Source organism: Subtercola sp. PAMC28395, from assembly GCF_018889995.1.
GTDB lineage: Bacteria > Actinomycetota > Actinomycetes > Actinomycetales > Microbacteriaceae > Subtercola.
On the sequence record NZ_CP076547.1, the window covers coordinates 1,721,611 to 1,742,069 of the forward strand.

A 20,459-nucleotide genomic window follows, 5' to 3' on the forward strand; every position below is an offset into this window, starting at 1 on the left:
TCTCGTTTTCGCGCCAGGGGCTTGCAATCTGGTGGGGTCTTCCTGCGCGGCCGCCCGGTCTGGAGATCTAGGCTCGAACCATGACCAACCCCTTCTTCGCGCCGAGCCCCCTCGAGTACGGGCTGCCGCCCTTCGCCGACATTCGCGACGAGCACTACAGACCCGCATTCGAGCAGGGCATGGCCGAACATCTCGCAGAGATCGCGGCGATCACCGGGTCGACGGATGCCCCGACCTTCGAGAACACGCTCGTCGCCCTCGAGCGGGCGGGCCAGACGCTGTCTCGCGTCTCAACGGTCTTCTACAACAAGGCGTCGGCAGACAGCAACACCGTGACGAACGCCCTCGAAGAGGAGCTGGCACCGTTGCTGGCCGCGCACTCCGACACGATCAGGCTCGACCCCGTGCTCTATGCGCGTATCGGCTCGGTGTACGAGGGGCGCGGAGCCCTCGACCCCGAGGACCGCTACCTCGTCGAGCGGTACTACGCCGAGCTGACGCAGGCCGGTGCGGGGCTGGGAGAGTTGGAGAAGGCACAGCTCACCGAGTACAACCAGCTACTCTCGACCCTCACCACACGGTTTGAGAAGAACCTGCTCGCCGAGACCAACGACCTCGCTGTGGTCTTCGATGACGCGGCAGAACTCGACGGGCTCGGTGAGGGCGAGATCTCGGCCGCGGCGCAGGCGGCAGCGGAGCGAGGGCTGCCCGGAAAGTATGTTGTGACGCTCGTGCTGTTCACCGGGCATCCGTACCTTGCGTCGCTCACGAACCGGGCGTCGAGGCGCCGCATCATGGAGGCCTCGCGTGCCAGGGGAAATCGGGCGGGAGAGCACGACAACAGGCCGCTGGTGCTGGAGATAACGCGTCTACGGGCCCTGAGGGCCGCGCTGCTCGGATTCTCGACCCATGCTGCTTTCGTGACGAGCGACGAGACGGCGAAGACACCCGAGGCCGTCGACGAGCTGCTGCAGAGGCTCGCCGCCCCGGCGGCGCGGAATGCACTGCGTGAACAGTCGGCGTTGCAGGCCGAGCTGGCGCTGAGTGCGGCGAACGCAGACGCTCCCGAACTCGAGGCCTGGGACTGGGCGTTCACGAGCGAGGCGGTGCGAAAGGCCGAGTTCGACGTCGACACCGCTCAGATGCGACCCTACTTCGAAGCCGAGCGGGTGCTGCGTGACGGTGTCTTCTTCGCTGCGACGGCACTGTACGGGGTGACCTTCACCGAGCGGCCTGACCTCGTTTCGTACCACCCGGAGGCCCGAGTCTTCGAGGTGCGCGACGAAGACGGCTCGGCGGTTGGCCTCTACGTGTACGACCTCTACACGCGTGACTCCAAGCGCGGGGGCGCGTGGATGAACTCGCTGATCGCGCAGAACGGCCTGCTCGGGCATCCGGTCGTCGTCACCAACAACCTGAACGTGCCGAAGCCCGGCGCGGGCCTGCCCACCCTGCTGACCTTCGACGAGGTCACCACGCTGTTCCACGAGTTCGGGCACGCTCTGCACGGCCTGTTCGCGCGGGTCACCTACCCCAAGTTCGCCGGCACGCGTACCTTTCGCGACTTCGTGGAGTTCCCCAGCCAGGTGAACGAGATGTGGATGCTGTGGCCCGAGGTGCTGGCGAACTACGCCGTGCACCACACCACCGGTGAACCGATGCCCGAGTCGCTCGTGGCGAAACTGCAGGCTTCGGCCGGTTTCAACCAGGGTTTCGCCACCTCGGAGTATCTCGGGGCGGCGCTGCTCGACCAGGCGTGGCACGGGTTGCGTGCTGGCGACGAACCGGTGACCGATGTCGCGGTGTTCGAAGCGGCGGCGCTCGCCGCGGTGGGGCTCGACAATCCGGCCGTACCGCCCCGGTACTCGAGCACGTACTTCGCCCACACCTTCTCCGGGGGCTATGACGCCGGGTACTACTCGTACATCTGGAGCGAGGTGCTCGACGCCGATACCGTGGCGTGGTTCCGCGAGAACGGCGGGCTGACCCGGGCGAACGGCGACCGCTTCCGGGCGCGATTGCTCGGCGTCGGCGGCTCGAAGGATCCACTGGAGGCGTTCGCGGACTTCCGCGGGCGCGCTGCAGAGATCGGCCCGCTGCTGGACCGGCGCGGGTTGAACGACTGATCGTTCGCCGGGGCCGACCCCGGGCATCCTGAGCATCCTGAACATCGCGGTGAGTACTGATGCACTATGTTCGTCTCATCGCTGCGAGACCGAGAGGAGCGAGCGTGATTCCTGCAGCCAATGCGGGGGCCTTCGCCCTCGTCGCGCTTGCCCTGATCGTCATTCCCGGCCCCAGCGTGCTCTTCGTCGTCGGCCGATCTCTCTCACTCGGCCGAAGGGGCGGGTTTCTGAGCGTCGTCGGCAACGCGCTCGGGATGCTGCCTGCCATCGCTCTCGTGTCGCTGGGAGTCGGTGCGATTGTGGCCGAATCGGTGGTCGTGTTCACGATCATCAAGTTCGCCGGGGCTGTGTACCTGGTCTATCTCGGCGTGCAGGCGATCCGCCACCGGAACGCTCATGTCGACACGGCTGACCCGAGTGGTAAGAGACCGCCGTCGGCCTTCCGGCTTGTTCGTGAGGGTTTTGTCGTGGGTGCAACGAACCCGAAGACGATCGTCTTCTTCGTCGCTGTGCTGCCGCAGTTCGTGAGTCGTGAAGCCGGCTCCATCTCTGTTCAGATGGCTGTTCTCGGGTTGATCTTCTTTGCGATCTCGCTGGTCAGCGACAGCGTCTGGGCGTTCACCGCCGGCTCATTGCGCGCCTGGTTTGCTCGTGACCCCAAGCGGGTCGCCCGCACGGGGGCTGGCGGCGGCGTCATGATGATCGGCCTCGGCGGAGTGCTCGCGGTCGCAGGCAACAAGACGTAGCGCTGGGCTGGTGAGTGGTCAGTGGTCACGGGTCAGGCCTCGGTCTTGAGTTCGGGCTTCGCCTTTCAGCGATCTGGTTAGCGGATGATCAACGGTGTCGCGGACGCCGCGGCTGGGCAGTGTCAGCCAGCTGGCCTCGGTATCCGGTTTCCGGTGTCCTGGTCTCGGATGTCGGGTCTCGGATCTGGGATGTAGGGTCTCGGATCTGGGATCTCGGATGTCGGGTCTCGGATGGCCAGCAGATTGAAGCCGTTGTCCTGTTCTTCGAGTTGACTAATTCGGATGGCAGGTCGGGGCAGGTTCGTGACTGACCGGGCCTGGCCTGAACGGCGCCTTGCGGTCGTATTAGTGGCTGGTGTCGCTGGTCGAGTGGGCGCGGAGCGCCGTATCGAAACCGGGTGTGCCGTGCTGGTGTCGCTGGTTAAGTAGGCGCAGAGCGCCGTATCGAAACCGGGGTTTTGTCTGTCGATCATTGCCGAGCTTGTCGAACATATCTTCGACAGTGTAGTATTGATGTATGCTCATTGATTCGAATCTGGTCGAGGTGTTCCCTCGCAGCGCGGCTGTGGAGGCGCTTCTGTCTGAGGTGTATTCGGGCATGGTTCGTGATGAGGCACTGTTCGCATCGGTGACCGCGGAGAAGGCTGCCGAGGCAGTGATGTTCGCTGAGCCTGAGCCTGAATCGGTGGATGCTCGGGGTTCTGGTGGTGCGGAACGCCATGGGGTGGGTGCTTCTTCTTCTTCTCAATCCTCTGGTTCTCGTTCGTCGTTTGCGGTCCTTCGTGATGGGGTGAGTCGGGCGGTGGAGGCGGTGGTCGAGGTCGAGGCGGATATCTCGGCGCTGATGGCGCGTCGGGCGCGTCTGGTCGAGGAGACCCGCCGGCTCGCTCTCGCTGCGGAGGAGTTGGTATTGACGGCGTCGGTTCTCGAGACCGGTACCCGGGTGCAGCGGGACAGCCTGGTGTTGCGGTCTCTGGTCGCGGAGTTGGGATGTGCGTTGCGGGTCCCGGAGGCGAGTGTGCACCGGCTGCTGACTGAGAGCGAGGCGTTGTGTTCGGGGTTGCCATCGACGTTTCAGGCGTTGGATGGCGGGTTCATCAGTTACCGGCATGTTCAGGTCATGGTCGACAATGCCCAGTCGTTGCCCGAGGAGGCAAGGCTGACGTTCGAGGGCGCAGCGTTACCCTCGGCGGTGTCCTCGACGGCGGCGCAGTTCGGGGTGAAGGCCAGAAAGCTTCGGGAGCGCCTCCACCCGGAGTCGATGGTCGCCCGGCGGGTGAAAGCGGCCGGCGACAGGTGTGTGCGGTTCGAGCCGGCCCGTGACGGTATGGCGTGGCTGACGCACTACCTCCCCGCGGCGGTCGCGGTGCAGATCGATGAGAGCGTCGACGCCCTCGCCCGGGGCCTGAAATCGCCCGAAGAGACGCGCACCCACGCACAGTTGCGTTCCGACGTGCTCACCGACCTCATCCTCGACTCGGCCACCCTGACAAGCGACCCGGAACAGGCGGGTTCTGGTGCCATCACCTCACACGCTCCGAACGCGCAGCGCACCACCCCGGATGCGAGCACAGACCAGTTCGCCCACGATCAGCGCGCTGGAGATGCGCATGAAGGGCCTGGGTGCGTCCAGGCTGACGATGCTCAGGCGAGCGATGCTCCTGCCAACGATGCGCGTGGCCGTGACGCGACCGGGTCGACCCGATCGTCGGTACGGGTGGTGGGTCGGGGGGTGCGTCCGACGGTGATCGTGACGGTGCCCGTGATGACGCTGCTCGGGCACACCGACGAGCCCGGCGATCTTGCCGGGTACGGCCCGATCGACGCGGAGACCGCGCGGGAGTTGGCCCGGCACGCGCCGTCCTTCATCCGCCTGCTGACCCACCCCGAAACCGGGGCAACCCTCTCCGTCGGGCGGAAACGGTACCGGCCGCCGGCTGATCTTCGAACCGCGTTACAGATCGAGGATGAGAGCTGCCGGTTCCCGGGCTGCGCTGCAGCGGCGCACCGTTGCGAACTCGACCACACCCACGACTGGGCGGCCGGGGGCCAGACCGCGGCGGCGAACCTGGCACATCTGTGCCCGAAACACCACCACCTCAAACACGAAACCCGCTGGAAAGTCAGAACCGGCCAAGACCGAACCCTGCACTGGACCTCACCCCACGGCCACGACTACACCACCACACCCGCCAGAGACACCGAACCCGTGGCATCCAGTGGCTCTCAGTTGACCTCAGTGGTGCGCGAAGTGCACGGTGAGCGTGGTGGAGCTGACACACGGCCTAGTTCGGCTGCAGCTGGCCCAGAAGCCAGGACAGACGCGCCGTTTTGAGAATCCAGACTGATCAATACGCGTCGAAGAGGCGTATTCGATGGTCAACATCTTCAATTCGATTCCACGGCATATAGCTTGGTAACGGTCCTTGAAGAAACGGACGAACTACGCGTCGAACCATGAAGACCACGAAATTCTGATCGAGCCAACCCAGCCAGTGTCCGAGCGTTGCCCCACGCATATCGAGCGAGTATCCGATGAATATCCAGACGATGAATCCCAGGGGTATGAGAAGCCACAAGGCTAATGATCGGATTGCCAGTAGGGCAAGGGCACCGATCCAGTTGAGTCGCGACGCTTCCACGTGAAACCTCCCCGAAATTCTCGATGCAATCGCCGACGCGGTCAGCCAGCAGGCGTCGGGGTGGGCGTGTCGAGCGTGAAGGGTGCAGGGGTGCCTGTTGGTGCAGGCGCGGTCGTGTTCGAGCCTGCAGTTGGAGCGATTCCCTGGAGATCCGTGGCGTTCAGGCACTTGTTGGTCTGGGGTACCGCAGCGATGGCACTCTGCAGGTCGACCAGCGCGGTGGAGGCGGAGACGGCGTTCGAATCGATGATGACCTCGGTTGCCGGAACCCGACCGAAGGTGGTGAAGGTGTACGACGGTGCTTTGGAGTCGTCTTCGATCCAGTCGATCCCTGAGACGTCGTCGCAGGGCAGAGTGGTCGGTCCGTAGGGAGTGACGCCGCACCGCAGAAGCACTGATGCGGGAGAACCCCAGGCCGCGGTGGCCTGCGCGTTCGTCTCGCGGGACTCCTGACTCGCCACCGAGCTGGGGAGTCGAACCATGATCTCGGCGCAACCCGGGTCGGTGGCCGCGGTGGCAGGATCCAGGGCGATGGTGGGCGTGCACCCGCTGAGCGCTAAGGCGAGAAGGCCGGTCACCAGGGCACCGGGAATCAGAAGACGTTTACGGGCGAGCATCACTGACAGGCTACCGTTTACGAGTGAGTACTCATGGGGCAGACCCTCAGCTTCCGGTTGCGCCCCGCGCGTCTGCACCCGTCGACACCGTCGTGTCGATCGGTGAAGTCGAAACACTGAAGAGGATCTTCCCGAGGCTTCCGGCGGCCACGAGCGCGCTGCTCGGGCCCGGCGACGACGCCGCAGTGGTGGCGGCACCGGATGGCCGGTTCGTCGTCACGACAGACATGATGATCCATGGGCCGGACTTCAGGCTGGCGTGGTCGACCGCACACGATCTCGGGTGGAAGGCGGCCGTGTCGAACCTCGCCGATGTCGCGGCGATGGGGGCAACCCCCTCAGCGCTGGTGGTCGCCATCGCCGCGCCGCTCCACACTCCCGTGGCGCTGCTCGAAGGCATCGCAGATGGACTACGTGATGCGTGCGCCGAACTGTCACCCGGAACGGGAGTCGTCGGCGGCGACCTCTCCGTGTCGAAGACGCTGACGCTGGCTGTCACGGCTTTCGGTGACCTCGACGGGCGGGGCCCGGTCACTCGCGCGGGCGCTCAGCCGGGCGACGTCGTCGCAGTCGCGGGCGACCTGGGGCGCGCGGGCGCTGGCATCTGGCTCCTGTTCGACCAGGCAACCCGCACAACAACTCGAACATCGAGCGGCAGCGGCGGGCCGGGCGCAACGGGTGAGCCGAGCCCACCATCCGGGCCGGGTCCATGCGAACCACGCTCTGAACGCGAGCCCGATGACGTTCTGGGTCGCACCGTCAGGGCTGCGCATCGCTCCCTCGTCGATGCGCAGCTCGCCCCCACGTCTCCGCTTGCGGCGGGACCACAGGCTGCTCTCGCGGGCGCGACGGCCATGCTCGACGTCTCCGACGGGCTCGTGCTCGATGCCGGCCGCATTGCGACGGCGAGTGGATGCTCTCTGGAACTCTTCCATGAGGCCATCGAAGCCGAGGCCGATGCCCTGCGGGAGGTCGACGTCGTAGTCGGTGCACGCGCGCGGGATTTCGTGCTCTGTGGGGGAGAGGACCACGCGCTGCTGGCCACGTTTCCAGCAGGCCAGGAATTGCCGCCGGAATTCCGTGTCATCGGCGAGGTGCGGGGCCGGGCCCCCGGGCATCCACTCGTCACCGTCGGCGGCGAAGCCTACGTCAGGCCCGGGGGTTGGGACCCCTTCGCCGACTGGAACGGCGGCGTGGGCTGAGGCTCGCGCTGCCGGTCGTGAAGCTGCACCCGATCATGCAGCGAGAGAGCGCCGCTGACTGCACGAACCGATGACGTCAGATCGAATCGTGGCCAGCGGCGCCCGCGAGCAGCTTCGACTCATCACCTCGTCGGTGGTACGCCTGCCCTGTCGTGGTCGACGATCTCGGCCAGTTCGGCGTCGGCATCGGCCGCTGAGGCAGGTGCCGCACTCCTGCCCGCTGTGACCGATTCAGCAGCACCCTCGCCCAGCGACACACGTGAAGCCCCATCGACTTCGAGCGAGTCAGCGAGAACCTCGCTGCGGTCGAGTGTGGTGGCCAACGGCTTCTCCTTCACGAAGAACAGCAGCACGGTGGCAAGCAGCACCAGGGGCACCAGGTAGAGGAACACCGGTGTGAGTGCGTCGTTGTAGGAGCTGATGATGACGTCACGAACGGCCGTGGGGAGATTTCGCACGATGTCAGGTGTGAAGGAGTTGCTGCCACCCGACGAGCCGGCTCCGGCGGGCATCCGTTCGAGCAGGAGCGACGCGAGCTTGTTGGCGAACAGCGACCCGACCACGGCGGTGCCGAGAGAGGCACCGATCTGGCGGAAGTAGTTGTTCGACGCGGTGGCCGTGCCGACCTCGCGAAGCGGGAACGAGTTCTGCACGATCAGGATCAGGATCTGCATGCACATGCCGAGCCCGATGCCCATCACCGCGAGGTAGGCGCAGATGATCCAGACCGGCATCGAGGGCGTCATGGTCGACAACAGGAGCAGTGCCACCGCGGTGATGAACGTACCGATGATCGGCAGGAACTTGTAGCGCCCCGTGCGGCTCACCAGCTGACCGGAGCCGATCGACGTGACGAGCAAGCCGGCCATCAGCGGGATCATCAAGAGGCCGGCCTGTGTGGCGTTGGCCCCGGTGACCATCTGCAGGTACGTCGGCAGGTACGCGAGAGCGCCGAACATGGCGACACCGATGATCAGGCCGGCACCGGTGGTCAGGTTGAAGTTGCGGTCCTTGAACAGGTGCAGCGGCATGATCGGCTCGGAGGCTCGCCGCTCGATCATCACGAAGGTGAACGCGGCGACCACGGTTGCGGCGATCAGGGCGACGATCTCGATCGAATCCCAGGCGTAGGTGGTGCCGCCCCAGACGCTCAGTAGCACAAGGCCGGTCGATGCCAGTGCGAGGGTGACCATTCCGGCGTAGTCGAGGCGAGGCTTGCTCTGCGAACCCTTCGGCAGGTGCAGGAAGGCGACGGCAGAGACGATGGCGAGGATGCCCAGAGGAATGTTCATCCAGAACGCCCAGCGCCAGCCGATGCCCTCGGTGAACCAGCCACCCAGCAGCGGGCCGGCGACGCTCGACAGGGCGAACACGCCGCCCATGATCCCCATGTACTTGCCGCGCTCGCGGGCCGGGACGACGTCGGCGATGATCGCCTGCGAGAGGATCATCAGGCCACCGCCACCGAAACCCTGGATGGCGCGCCCGACGATGAGCGATGTCATGTCGCCCGAAAGACCTCCGACGACGGAGCCCGCGATGAAGAGGCTGATCGCAGCGATGAACAGACCCTTGCGACCGATGAGGTCGCCGAGTTTGCCGTAGACCGGCAGCATGATGGTCGAGGCCAGGATGTAGGCCGTCGTCACCCAGAGCATGTGGTCGACGCCATTGAGCTCGCCCACGATCGTGGGAAGTGCGGTGCTGAAAATGGTCTGGTCGAGCGACGCGAGAAGCATGGTGACCATGAGGCCGGCGAAGACGAGAAGGATGTTTCGCTTCGCCGCGGCGCTGGCTGGCGTCGATTCGGGCGGGGTTAATCTGTGGCTGCCCGATGTGGCGCGTGCGGGAACTGATGTACTCATGCGTAAATAATTGCACACCATGCAAGATTACACAAGCGCAAACTTGCCTACCTGAGCCTATGGTGCACTATTGGCCCGCGCTGGCTGCAGGTCGTGTCTACGCCGTGCTGATCCACCAGAGGGTCGTTTCGCCGTAATCCTTGCGGCGGTCGAGGGTGAGAGACGCTGGGAGGGCCGGCTCGGGCGACCTCGAGGTGCGCTCGACGACGATCTGGGCATCCGGTGTCACGTGCTCGGCGACCGCCACCAGTGCCTCGGCGAGTTCTGCCTCGGGGAGGTCGTAGGGCGGGTCGATGAAGACGAGGTCGAAACTCGCCGGCGTGGCTCGCAGGAACGCCAGCACCGATTGGGGGGCCACGCTGATGCGTGGTTTCAGCTGGCCGCTGGCGAGAGCTCCCCGAACGGCCGCGGCCTTCTGGATGATCGCAGCATTGCTCTTCGCCACCTTCACTGCCGCGGGGTTCTTCTCCACCAGGGTGACCTCGGCGGCGCCGCGGCTCGCGGCCTCGAGCCCGAGCGCCCCGGAACCCGCATAGAGGTCGAGAACCGCAGAGCCCTGAATCACCTCGCGGGCCTCGAGCGCCGAGAAGATGGCTTCGCGAACGCGGTCACTCGTGGGGCGTGTTCCCGATGAGGGCACGGAAAGCTTCTGCGAACCGGCGAACCCGGCAATTATTCGTGTCACAGCCTGCACCATAGTCGAATGGGCTGGCTTCGCGCGTCTGGTGCGCGTTGCGGTGCGCCTTGCGGTGTCAGACCCTGAGCCTAGAATCGGGCGTATGCTTACGCCCCCACCGCCCTCGGCAGACACCGCCGGTGACAGTGACCCGCGGGTGCCGAGCATCACCACTCTGCCCGAGCCTCGTGGCCGCACCGGTCCGCGGGCCACAGCTACCCTCGACCATGGGTCGCCACTCGATCGCAAGCTCACCACCGTGCTCGGCGGCCGAACTGCGGCGCCGCTCGAGAAGGCCTTCGGCATCGAGACCATCGGCGACATGGTGTCGTACTACCCGAGGCGGTACGCCCGCCGGGGTGAGCTGACCGCACTCAACGAGCTGCCGATCGACGAATCGGTGACCATCGTCGCCGAGGTACGCGACGTGCGGGAGCGAACGATGAAGTCGCGCCGCGGCTCCATACTCGAGGTCTCGATCACCGATGGCCGGGGCATCCTGACCCTGACGTTCTTCAACCAGGCCTGGCGGGCCAAAGAACTCCGCCCCGGCGTGCGCGGCATCTTCGCGGGCAAGGTCTCGGCGTATCGCGGTGCCCTGCAGCTCGCGCACCCCGACTACGAGCTGTTCACCGATCTGGTACTCGGCGAGCCAGACGATGGCGGGGCAAAGCGCTGGGCCGAACTGCCGATTCCCATCTACCCGGCCACGTCGACGATTTCGAGCTGGCAGATCCAGCGGTCGATGGAGCTCGTCGTCGGTTCCCTCCATTCTCTCGGCGACCCTGTCCCCGCCGCTGTGCGGGCAGAGCGTGGGTTCGTCGACTACCTCACCGCGCTTCGAGGCATCCACCTGCCCGAGCGCGACAGTGACTGGCGCCGCGCGCATGACGCACTGAAGTTCCAGGAGGCGTTCGTTCTGCAGACGGCGCTCCTCCTGCAGCGCCGAACGGCGCACGCTCAGAAGGCCCTGCCCCGCGTCGCCAAACCGGGCGGGTACCTCGAACGCTTCGACAAGGCGCTCGCGTTCACACTGACCGGCGACCAGAAGCTCGTCGGCACCGAGATCACAGATGACCTGGCCAGGGGTGAGCCGATGAACCGACTGATCCAGGGCGAGGTCGGCTCGGGCAAGACGATTGTCGCACTGCGTGCGATGCTCGCCGTCGCCGACTCCGGCGGGCAGTCTGCGTTGCTCGCGCCCACAGAGGTTCTGGCCTCGCAGCACCTCCGCTCCATCGTGAAGACCCTCGGCCCCGACCTCTCCGCGGCCCTCGTGCCCACCCTCCACACCGGCCAGGTGCCCGTGGCCCAGCGCCGGAAGGCCCTGCTCCGAATGGTGTCAGGGCAGGCGCAGATCGTCATCGGCACACACGCCCTGCTGAGCGATGCTGTGCAGTTCTACGACCTCGGCCTCGTCGTGGTCGACGAGCAGCACCGTTTCGGGGTCGAACAGCGCGAGGCGCTCCGGTCGAAGGGTGCCCAGCCGCCCCACGTGCTCGTTCTCACCGCGACCCCGATTCCCCGCACGGTCGCCATGACCGTCTTCGGTGACCTCGACATCAGCACGATCGCCGAGCTGCCAGCCGGCAGGCAGGGAATCTCCACCTTTGTCGTGCCGTTGGCTGAGAAGCCCGGCTGGGTCGACCGCATCTGGCAGCGCACCGCTGAAGAACTGGAGCTCGGCAGGCAGGCCTTCGTGGTGTGCCCGGCCATCGACCCGACCGCCACCGAGGCCGGCCAGCAGCTCGAGGCACCGGGCGAATCCACGAATTCGGTGCCCGTCGTCGTGGTCGGCCCGCGGGTCGGCCCGCGCAAGCGCGGCGAAGAGCGTGTCGCCCCACCCGAAGCGCCGCCCGCCCGCCCGGTGGCGAACGTCGCCGAGATGCTGGCCGAGATCAGGGCCAACCCGCTTCTCGCCGGCCGGCGCATCGAACCGCTCCACGGGCGCATGAGCACCGACGAGAAAGAGCAGACCATGCTCGCGTTCGCCGCCGGTGACATCGACGTGCTGGTGGCCACCACCGTCATCGAGGTCGGTGTCGACGTGCCGAACGCCTCCACCATGGTGGTCATGGATGCTGACCGCTTCGGTGTCTCACAACTGCACCAGTTGCGTGGTCGCGTGGGTCGCGGATCGGTGCCCGGGCTCTGCCTTCTCGTCACCAGTGCCGAGCCCGAGTCGCTCGCCCGTGAGAGGGTCGACGCCGTCGCCTCGACCCTCGACGGCTTCGAGCTCGCCCAGATCGACCTACAGCTGCGGCGCGAAGGCGATGTGCTCGGCAGCTCGCAGTCGGGTGGACGATCGAAGCTCCGGCTGCTCAAAGTGATCACCGACGGCGAACTGATCGGCGAGGCCCGGCAGGCCGCGGGCGAGCTGCTTGAATCCGACCCGGCGCTCGCCGGGCATCCGGAGCTCGCCCAGGCTCTCGACCGTCGGCTCAGCGAGAGTGACCGGTCTTTTCTCGCGAAGAGCTGAGTTGTGTCCTGGGTCTGAAGACCTTCGACGCGAGCGGCGGGTCAGGGCCCGACGTTCGCGTAGACCTGTGCTGCCAGAGCGGGGAGAAGCGGTGCCTTGTCGTCACTCAGCACGATCTTGATCCAGCCGTTGTCGACCAGCATGTTGACCGTTGTCGCGCCGTCAGTTGTGGTGAGGTAGGCCTCTCCCGGGTATCCGCCCGTGAGTTCCCAGGTGAGCCCGGGATAGGCCCGCTTCGAGTCTTCGAAGTAGCTTGCGCCGCCGGGTATCACCGAGACCCACGCGCCTCCGGCGATGGACTGTGAAGTCCAGCTGCAGAAGTACGCACTCGTCTGGGCGGCAGCGTTGAAGTTCGAATTGGCGTACTCCCCGGCTTCCTGTTTGTATATCTCGAGGGGCGGGGATTCGGTCACCGCGGCGAGCGTATCAGTGGAGATAATGTCGTCGCAGCTCCGGGCGCCTCTGAGGCTGGGCCCCTGCGGCTGCCACAGCGGCGCAGAGGCAGGAGCCGCCGCGACAGTGGTGAGGAGCCCAGTGAAGAGCGCGTCCCCGGAAGCGGTCGCCTCCGCAGCTGCCGGTGAGTCTGCGGCGACCGAGACGGCGAGGGTGATCCCGTATTCGCCGGTGAAGGCGATGTAGTGGCAGCCGCTGGAGTCGGCAGATTGAGGATCGCACCCGCGTCGTACGTCGTCACCCAGTGTGGGAGCAGGCGTCGCACGTGACCAGCCCTCGCCTGCGGCTTCGCCGAGGAAGGCCTCTCTCGTTACGCCGGGCATGATGAGGAGTGTCACCGACGAAGCGGGCGTTCCTGGCCCGTTCGTCGGTGTCTGCCAACCGCATTCGAGCGAACCCACCCGCTGGTCGACGTAGATCGTGGGATTTGTGAAGGTGATGGGTGGGCTCGCGGTCATGGGCATGCCCGTTGCTGCTTCTGCGTCAGCCTGCGAGAGCACCTGGTCGCAGCCCAGCGGAACGCGAACAGTCGGAGTCAGCGATGCCAGGGGAGTCGCGGGGGTCGTCGGGGTCGGGGCCGGTGAGGCCTGGCTGGGAGTCGGTACCGAAGCGACTGAGGAACAGGCCGAAATGAGTGTCACGCTGGCCGCGAGGGCAGCCCCGATCATCCATCGCCGCCCTGGGTGCGCGGGGGCCCATCGGGCTCGTCGAGACCCCCGAATCGATTGGTTGGTCCTTGGCATGTCTGCTTCCCCCTGGATTCGCACTGGCATGGCCCTGGCGTCTCTCTTTCAGACCATACTGCTGAGCCCGGTCACCGACCCCGGCTTGCGCCGCATCGTGACCAAGGTGCAACAGTGCGTCTTCTGGTTGCCCCAGCTTGCTACCCTGAACGAATGAGCACGATCGCTGTCGTCCCCGGTTCGTTCGACCCCGTGACCCTCGGGCACCTCGACGTCATCGGGCGTGCCGCAGGAATCTTCGACGAGGTCCACGTGCTGGTGGTGCACAACCCGTCGAAGACCGCACTCCTCCCGATCGCGCAGCGGGTGTCGCTCATCCAGCAGGCGATCGTCGACGGAGGGCTCCCGGCCAACATTCTGGTGACGTCGTGGAGCGTCGGGCTCCTGGTCGACTACTGCGTGGAGGTCGGCGCGAAAGTGCTGGTCAAGGGCATCCGCTCGCAGGTCGACGTTTCGTACGAGACGCCGATGGCCATCGTGAATCGCAACCTCGCGGGCGTCGAGACCGTCTTCCTGCTCCCAGACCCGGCGCACGCGCATGTCTCGAGTTCGCTCGTGCGGCAGGTGGCGTCGCTGGGTGGCGACGTTGCGCCCTACGTGCCTGCGGCCGTCGCTGCCTTCCTCGAGGCCCACGAGTAGGGTGCGCTCCCGCAGCAGGCCCCGGGTGTGCCGCTGCGCCCTCGATGCCCGCTTCCCGCAGGCCGCAGTCCGCGCTGTGCACGCCTCCCGTGACGGGCTTCGGCCGTGACCGCGAGTGGCAGAATTGACGGATGACTGAACTCCAGGTCGGCTATGCCGCAATGCTTGAACAGTTCCACCCGACGGAGGCGGTCGCCCTCAGCGTTCTGGCCGAGCAGGACGGGTTCAGCGGTGTGATGGCAGCAGACCACTTTCAGCCATGGGTGCCGCAGCAGGGCCAGAGTTCGTTCGTCTGGAACGTTCTGGCCGCCGTCGGTGAGCGCACGAAGGGTGACTTCGGCCCGGGAGTGACGGCCCCCACGTTCCGCTGGCACCCCGCGATGATCGCGCAGGCCTCGGCGACGATGGCCGCGATGTACCCGGGCCGTCACTGGCTCGGGCTGGGTTCGGGGGAAGCCCTGAACGAGCACATCGTCGGCCAGTACTGGCCGGAGACGCCCGAGAGAATCAACCGGATGTTCGAAGCCATCGACATCATCAACAAACTCTTCACTGCCTCCCTCGCTGGCAAAGACGTCAAGCATCGCGGCGAGTTCTACAAGCTCGAGTCCACCCGGCTCTGGACCATGCCGGAAGTCGCCCCCGAGATCCTCGTGGCCACCGCAGGTCCCGTGACCGCCAAGCGAGCCGGTCGACACACCGACGGGCTCATCACCGTCGGCGCTCCGCTGGAGAAGATCGCTGGCCTGTTCGCCAGGTTCGGCGAGGGTGCGCGCGACGCGGGCAGAGACCCCGACTCGATGCCCAAGGTTCTTCAGCTGCACCTGTCGTGGGCACCAGACGAGAAGGATGCCCTGACGAACGCGATGGTCGAGTGGCCGAACGGCGGCATGAGGTTCCCGAAGGCCGATATCCGTTCTCCGTTCGAGTTCGAACAGATGGCAAAGCTCGTTCGCCCCGAGGACTTCGAGGGACGCATGGTCATCTCGAGTGACCCCGACGTGCACCGTGCGCACATCCAGCGGTTCGTCGATCTCGGGTTCGATCGCATCTACCTGCACAACGTCGGCCGCAACCAGGCCGAGTGGATCGAGGTCTTCGGCCGCGACGTTCTGCCGAAGCTGAAGTGCTAGCGTGGGCACCCCAGCGTTCTTCGCGGTGTATGCCGTTGAAGGCATACCCGAGGTAGTGGCGGGCGATGACCTCGCCGAACTCATCGGCAGTGCAATGGATTCCAGCGAACTGGTGCCCGAAGCCGGCGACATCCTGGTCGTCACGAGCAAGATCGTCTCCAAGGCCGAAGGTCGCAGTGTGCTGGCGGATGACCGTGAGGCTGCCATCACGGCCGAAACCGTTCGCGTGGTCGCCACCCGCGCGCACCCCGGTGGCGTGACGAGAATCGTCGAGAACCGGCAGGGGATCGTGCAGGCCGCAGCCGGGGTCGACTCCAGCAATACTCCCGCCGGTACGGTGCTCCTGCTGCCCGTCGACCCTGACGCGTCAGCACGAGCCATCGCAACCGCCCTCCGATCGCGATTCGGAGTCGAACTCGGGGTCGTCATCTCTGACACTCTCGGGCGGGCCTGGCGCGAGGGCCAGACCGACGCGGCGATCGGCTCTGCCGGTGTTCGCGTGCTCGACGACCTGCGTGGGGGCACCGACACCTTCGGGCAGCCCCTGATCGTCACCCAGATCGCGGTCGCCGACGAACTCGCTGCAGCTGGCGACCTGATCAAGGGCAAGGCGAGCGGCGTACCCGTGGCACTCGTCCGCGGGCTCTCGCACTACGTGACACCGTCGCTGGACACGCCCGCTCGCGCCCTGAACCGCACAGGGCCAGGCGACATGTTCCGGCTCGGCACCGATGAAGCGATCGACGAGGGATTCCAGAAGGGTCGTGCAGAGGGATTCGACGCGGCGTTCGCCGAGGGATTCGCCGCTGGCCGGGCCGCGGGACTCCGGGAGGAGCATGTCTCCGGGCGTACCACCGGGTCGACCGCGAACGCAGGCGACGGAGCCACGGTCTCGTGACGGGCTGGGTCGTGGTCGTACCCGTCAAGGGGTCGACGGAATCGAAGACCAGGCTTGCAGCCGCGTGGACCATGGAGGCAGGCTTCAGCGGCGAGCAGCGCCGCGAGCTCGCGCTTGCTTTCGCCCTCGATGCGGTCACGGCCATCGCTGCCGCGGCAGAAGTGCGCGAGGTGATCGTCGTGACCGGGGATGCCGTCGCCGCAGTGGCGTTGGCTGGCCTGGGCGCGATTCTCGTGGACGATCCGCGCGCCGGGCTCAACGGGGCGATAACCGCCGGAATCGCTGAAGCCCGCCTCCGTCACCCCGATGCGATGGTCGCCGCCATGACGGCAGACTTGCCCGCGCTGACCACCGCCGACGTCGAGGATGTGCTCGAGGCGGCAGCCGGGCATCCACTCGCCTTCGTGGCCGACGAACAGGGAACAGGCACGACGACCATCACCGCGAAGCCCGGAGTGACGGTGGTGCCGCGCTTCGGGCAGCATTCTGCGCACGCGCATGCCGACAGCGGCATGGTTCGACTCGTTGTGCGCTCGGGCTCCACGGCGAGACAGGATGTCGACACTCCTGAGGACCTGCATCGGCTGCGGGGGAGCTTCGGTCCCCATACGAGCCAGCTTCTTGCGCTTCAGAGTGCACCCCACTCTGGTTGAAGGGCGCGCTGGAGCCGGTGGCGAGCGTGCGGTGGATGCCCAGTGCGACGCCGGCGCCGATGAAGCCGTGCTTCAGCGGTAGGGCCATCGAGCTGTATCGAAAACCCCGCGGCCTACTTTCCGAGGTCAGAGGCGTCGGATCTCGCGGTTCGGAGCCAGCGGTGAGCGTGGGGGCAGTTCGTGGGCGACTGCGTTGTAGCGAAGCCGGGGAGGTTCGGCGGTGACGGAGGCGAGCCAGCCCTCGGTTGTCGCGGCGACCGGAAACGCGGTGATGAGCCGCAGCCGCCCGCCGAGCAGAACGCCGTAGACGACGGCACTCGAGCCCGCGATCCCCGCGACGTAGACCGCACGGAACACCTCTTCGCGCTCGTCGGGCGCGAACTCATCGACGACACACCGTGCGCGGGCTCGGCCTTCGAGTGTCTCCGGATTCTGCAGAATCGGTACAAGCGCCCCCGTCACCTCCTGCAGCCATCCGGACCCGCCGGAGCTGCTCACGAAGCTCGACGATCGCCCCACGGCACTGCTCAACTCATCGGTGACCCAGCGCTCGCGTTTGAGGCCATATGGAGTCGTGATCGACGAGAGCAGGTAGCCGTAGAGATGCAGAACGCCCGCATTGCCGACCGGCCATTCGGCGCTCAGCCCGGCCAGCGAGTGCAGGGTCTCGAAGAGAGTGCGCCCCACGACGGGCGCGTGGAGGTTTTCGTCGATCACCGTCGAGAGGCCCCAGTGAGCGAACGAGCCAGCCGCCCGGTCTGCAGCGAGCTTCGCGAGGAGAAGGGGTGTGTCGTCCTGCAGGATTCTCTGCACGGCGGTGTCTGAATCGGTGGAGACCAGCGCCATGGATGCCCGATGGAGCTCTTCTGCGAAGGAGACAGGAGCCGTCATCCACCCATCGTACGAGCCGGGGCACACATCGTCACCTGCGCGTCCGCTGATCTTGACGCGCAGAACTAGTCATGCGAGAGTAGTCGCATGTCATCGATCCGGCTCTTCATTCTGGGGTCCCTCTCCCAGCACGGCGAGCTGCACGGTCACCAGCTCCGCCTGCTCGCCGAACAGGAGCGCGTGCACATGTGGACCGACATCAGTGTCGGCGCGATCTACGGTGCCATCAAGCGGCTGGCGGCCGACGGCCTGATCGACGTGGTGCGCACCGAACGCGAGGGCGGTTACCCCGAACGCCAGGTCTACGCGATCAGCGCGACGGGCAGGGTGGCGCTCGACGAAGAGCGCCGCGAGGGCCTGGAGCAGGTGCACATCAAGCCCGACCCCTTCGACCTGGCACTCACCCGTCTGGACCGAACCCGGTTGGATGACCTGCAGCCCGTTCTCGAGGGCCGCCTGGTCGCTCTCACTGACGTGCTGGCCGACGCTCTCGTCGCGCACCAGCGTGCTGCGCCCCACATCACGGTGAGCGAATCGTGGGCGCTGGAGCACCGCACGCACCGCATTCGCGCCGAGATCAGCTGGCTTGAAACGCTGCTCGGCGGGCTGCCTGAGCTCATCGCCGACGAGCGCGCACGGCACGGCAACCCCGACCCCCTCCCCGAATCCTCTCCCCGCTCGCCGAGCACCGGCTAGTCACACCAGCGGTCGGCCAAGAGTTCGGCCGACCAGAACCCCGCCCGCCAGAACCCCTCCCGCCAGAACCCCTCTCGCCAGAACCCCACCTCCCAGAATCTCTCCCACCAGAACAACGCTCATCACCACCCATCCGGCTGAACCACAGTCGGGTACGAAAGGCCGATCCATCATGACTTCACCAACGTCCCGCGCCGGCACCTCCGCGGCGTACGCCCCGCCGGCTGTGCCACGTCAGGCCTGGCAGGCGCTCATCGTGCTGCTTGCGGGCATGTTCATGGCATTGCTCGACACCACGATCGTCAACGTCGCCCTCCCCACGATCCGCACGAGCCTCAATGCCTCGGAGTCGACCCTGTCGTGGATCATCTCGGGCTACGCTCTCGCGTTCGGTCTGGCGCTCATTCCGGCGGGCCGCGTGGGCGACCGCATCGGTCACAAGTGGGTGTTCTTCACCGGGCTGGCCCTGTTCACCGCAGCAAGCGTTGCGTGCGGAATCGCCCAGAACGACACGCAGCTCGTCGTCGCGCGGGTCGTGCAGGGCTTGGCCGGCGGTATCTTCGTGCCGGCCGTGACGGCTTTCATCCAGACCCTCTTCCCGGGCCAGGCGCGCGGAAAAGCCTTCGCGATCATGGGCGCCGTGATCGGTGTGTCGTCAGCCCTGGGGCCGATTGTGGGCGGGCTGATCATCCAGGCCTTCGGCAATGAGAACGGCTGGCGCCTCGTGTTCTGGGTGAACCTGCCGATCGGTGTGGCGACGCTCATCGCGGCCGCCATCCTGCTGCCCAGCCGAGAAACTGCCGACGCCGTCTCGCGGCAGGCCGCGGGTGCCTCGCACCCGGCTTCGCTGAAGACCGGTTCCGCCGCACCGTCGACCACTTCCGGTGCTGCGCGACCCGCCAACTCGGGAATCGACTGGATCGGGCTTGTGCTGATCTCCGGTGGGCTCGTTGCGCTTCTCGTTCCGCTCATCCAAGGGCAGGACGCGGGGTGGCCGCTCTGGACCTACCTCACCATCGCGCTCGGCATCGTGCTCATCGCTGCATTCGGGTTCTGGGAGGTCGCCTACACGAAGCGCGGCAACAGCCCGCTTGTCCCGCCCCGACTGTTCGCCCACCCCGCTTTCACCGGTGGCGTGATTCTGGCACTCGTCTACTTCGCGGCATTCACCAGCATCTTCTTCACGATCTCGATCCTGTGGCAGGCCGGGCTCGGCCACAGTGCTCTTGAGTCCGGGGTCGTCTCGTTGCCGTTTGCGATCGGCAGCATCGTGGGTTCTTCCCAGAGCAACCGCCTGACCCAGCGCCTCGGTCGAACCGTGCTGCTGATCGGCACCGTGCTGGTTGCCGTCGGGCTCATCTGGCTCTGGCTGGTTCTGCTGCTGACGAAGGGGCCCGACCTCTCGGTGTGGCAGCTCGTGCTGCCGTTGCTCATTGCGGGCGTCGGTAACGGTCTCTTCATCGCCCCGAACGCGCAGTTCATCGTCGCGACGGTCGACCGCGCTGAGGCTGGTGCGGCCAGCGGCGTGATCAGCGCGATCCAGCGCATCGGCAGCGCGGTCGGCATCGCCGTCATCGGCAGTGTGCTGTTCGGTTCGATCACCATCACCGGCCACACTCCCGCCGATGTCGCCACCGGGTTCGGCTCGGCGGCAGCGTCGGCCATGCTCGTCAGCGCGATCTTCGCCGTGGTCGCGGTGCTTCTCGTCTTCGCGCTACCGAAGCGCGTGCAGCAGCCCGGCCGGCCGCCGGCAGCCGCAGGAGCGGCGCCTGCAGGGGCGAAGCACTCGGCCTAGTACGCGACCCGGCGCTGACCCGAGGCTGACCCAGCGCTGGCCCAGCGCGAGAACGGGCGGAGATTCGAGCAGGCGAGCCCTCTGAGGCGGCGCCGTGCCGAATCTCCGCCCGTTCTCGTGTTGCGCTGCCGCGCGCGGGTTGCGGCAGAATCGTCGGAGAAACCCGCCACGTAGCCGCTATGCAGCGCCGCTGCTCGCGAAGCTC

General features: G+C 66.5%; 17 protein-coding genes. 12 read left to right on the forward strand and 5 right to left on the reverse strand.

The genetic code is table 11. The features are described from left to right. Nucleotides 1-80: 80 nt before the first annotated feature. The 3 genes from KPL76_RS07990 to KPL76_RS14745 all read left to right on the forward strand — a co-directional run bounded on the left by KPL76_RS07990 (nucleotide 81) and on the right by KPL76_RS14745 (nucleotide 5,207). Entirely contained in the window at nucleotides 81-2,126 is a 2,046-nt protein-coding gene (locus KPL76_RS07990; RefSeq protein ID WP_216332070.1) for a M3 family metallopeptidase, read from the forward strand. A gap of 104 nt (nucleotides 2,127-2,230) precedes the next feature. Continuing rightward, nucleotides 2,231-2,872, forward strand: a complete 642-nt coding sequence (locus KPL76_RS07995) for a LysE family translocator (RefSeq protein WP_216332072.1) — start codon at nucleotides 2,231-2,233, stop codon at nucleotides 2,870-2,872. A 517-nt stretch (nucleotides 2,873-3,389) separates the two neighbouring features. Continuing rightward, nucleotides 3,390-5,207, forward strand: coding sequence for an HNH endonuclease signature motif containing protein (locus tag KPL76_RS14745; RefSeq protein WP_253201951.1), 1,818 nt, complete (start codon nucleotides 3,390-3,392; stop codon nucleotides 5,205-5,207). Nucleotides 5,208-5,555: 348 nt separating this feature from the next. On the opposite strand, the gene KPL76_RS08005 is transcribed toward KPL76_RS14745, so the two are convergent. Beyond that, nucleotides 5,556-6,131: a DUF3515 family protein gene (locus KPL76_RS08005; protein ID WP_216332074.1), complete on the reverse strand. Its 576-nt coding sequence runs from the start codon at nucleotides 6,129-6,131 to the stop codon at nucleotides 5,556-5,558. Between the two features lie 23 nt (nucleotides 6,132-6,154). On the opposite strand from KPL76_RS08005, the gene KPL76_RS08010 reads away from it, so the two are divergent. Next, nucleotides 6,155-7,333: a thiamine-monophosphate kinase gene (locus tag KPL76_RS08010; protein WP_216332076.1), complete on the forward strand. Its 1,179-nt coding sequence runs from the start codon at nucleotides 6,155-6,157 to the stop codon at nucleotides 7,331-7,333. Nucleotides 7,334-7,455: 122 nt separating this feature from the next. Here the strand turns inward: KPL76_RS08010 and KPL76_RS08015 are convergent, their stop codons facing one another. Together KPL76_RS08015 and rsmD are read right to left on the reverse strand one after the other, a co-directional pair. Continuing rightward, nucleotides 7,456-9,198 carry an MDR family MFS transporter gene (locus KPL76_RS08015; RefSeq protein ID WP_216332078.1) on the reverse strand — a complete coding sequence of 581 codons (1,743 nt, stop codon included), beginning with the start codon at nucleotides 9,196-9,198 and terminating at the stop codon, nucleotides 7,456-7,458. Nucleotides 9,199-9,295: 97 nt separating this feature from the next. Beyond that, nucleotides 9,296-9,883, reverse strand: coding sequence for a 16S rRNA (guanine(966)-N(2))-methyltransferase RsmD (gene rsmD / locus KPL76_RS08020; protein ID WP_216332080.1), 588 nt, complete (start codon nucleotides 9,881-9,883; stop codon nucleotides 9,296-9,298). 94 nt (nucleotides 9,884-9,977) lie between these two features. On the opposite strand from rsmD, the gene KPL76_RS08025 reads away from it, so the two are divergent. After that, the gene (locus KPL76_RS08025) at nucleotides 9,978-12,353 is read left to right on the forward strand and encodes an ATP-dependent DNA helicase RecG (protein ID WP_216332082.1); all 2,376 of its coding nucleotides are present in this window, start codon (nucleotides 9,978-9,980) and stop codon (nucleotides 12,351-12,353) included. Nucleotides 12,354-12,394: 41 nt separating this feature from the next. On the opposite strand, the gene KPL76_RS08030 is transcribed toward KPL76_RS08025, so the two are convergent. Next, on the reverse strand, nucleotides 12,395-13,474 hold the full coding sequence (locus KPL76_RS08030; protein ID WP_216332084.1) for a hypothetical protein: 1,080 nt from the start codon (nucleotides 13,472-13,474) through the stop codon (nucleotides 12,395-12,397). 73 nt (nucleotides 13,475-13,547) lie between these two features. Between KPL76_RS08030 and KPL76_RS08035 the strand changes: the two genes are divergently transcribed. The 5 genes from KPL76_RS08035 (at nucleotide 13,548) to cofC (ending at nucleotide 16,872) form a co-directional block, all read left to right on the forward strand. Beyond that, nucleotides 13,548-13,706, forward strand: a complete 159-nt coding sequence (locus tag KPL76_RS08035) for a hypothetical protein (protein ID WP_216332086.1) — start codon at nucleotides 13,548-13,550, stop codon at nucleotides 13,704-13,706. Further along, nucleotides 13,703-14,188, forward strand: coding sequence for a pantetheine-phosphate adenylyltransferase (coaD, locus tag KPL76_RS08040; protein WP_216332088.1), 486 nt, complete (start codon nucleotides 13,703-13,705; stop codon nucleotides 14,186-14,188). The genes KPL76_RS08035 and coaD overlap by 4 nt, the downstream gene beginning before the upstream one ends. Nucleotides 14,189-14,319: 131 nt before the next feature. Further along, entirely contained in the window at nucleotides 14,320-15,321 is a 1,002-nt protein-coding gene (locus KPL76_RS08045) for a TIGR03557 family F420-dependent LLM class oxidoreductase (protein WP_216332090.1), read from the forward strand. Between the two features lies 1 nt (nucleotide 15,322). Beyond that, a complete protein-coding gene (locus KPL76_RS08050) occupies nucleotides 15,323-16,219 on the forward strand; it encodes a coenzyme F420-0:L-glutamate ligase (protein ID WP_216332092.1) in 897 nt (298 codons plus the stop codon). Next, complete coding sequence (cofC, locus tag KPL76_RS08055) at nucleotides 16,216-16,872, forward strand: 2-phospho-L-lactate guanylyltransferase (RefSeq protein WP_216332094.1); 657 nt, start codon at nucleotides 16,216-16,218, stop codon at nucleotides 16,870-16,872. Before KPL76_RS08050 ends, cofC begins: the two co-directional genes overlap by 4 nt. Before the next feature lie 126 nt (nucleotides 16,873-16,998). Here the strand turns inward: cofC and KPL76_RS08060 are convergent, their stop codons facing one another. After that, nucleotides 16,999-17,763: an amino acid deaminase gene (locus KPL76_RS08060; protein ID WP_216332096.1), complete on the reverse strand. Its 765-nt coding sequence runs from the start codon at nucleotides 17,761-17,763 to the stop codon at nucleotides 16,999-17,001. 87 nt (nucleotides 17,764-17,850) lie between these two features. On the opposite strand from KPL76_RS08060, the gene KPL76_RS08065 reads away from it, so the two are divergent. Both KPL76_RS08065 and KPL76_RS08070 read left to right on the forward strand, forming a co-directional pair. Next, nucleotides 17,851-18,459: a PadR family transcriptional regulator gene (locus KPL76_RS08065; RefSeq protein ID WP_216332098.1), complete on the forward strand. Its 609-nt coding sequence runs from the start codon at nucleotides 17,851-17,853 to the stop codon at nucleotides 18,457-18,459. A 172-nt stretch (nucleotides 18,460-18,631) separates the two neighbouring features. Next, nucleotides 18,632-20,254 (forward strand): MFS transporter, encoded by a 1,623-nt coding sequence (locus KPL76_RS08070; protein ID WP_216332100.1) that lies wholly within the window; start codon nucleotides 18,632-18,634, stop codon nucleotides 20,252-20,254. Nucleotides 20,255-20,459: the final 205 nt, after the last annotated feature.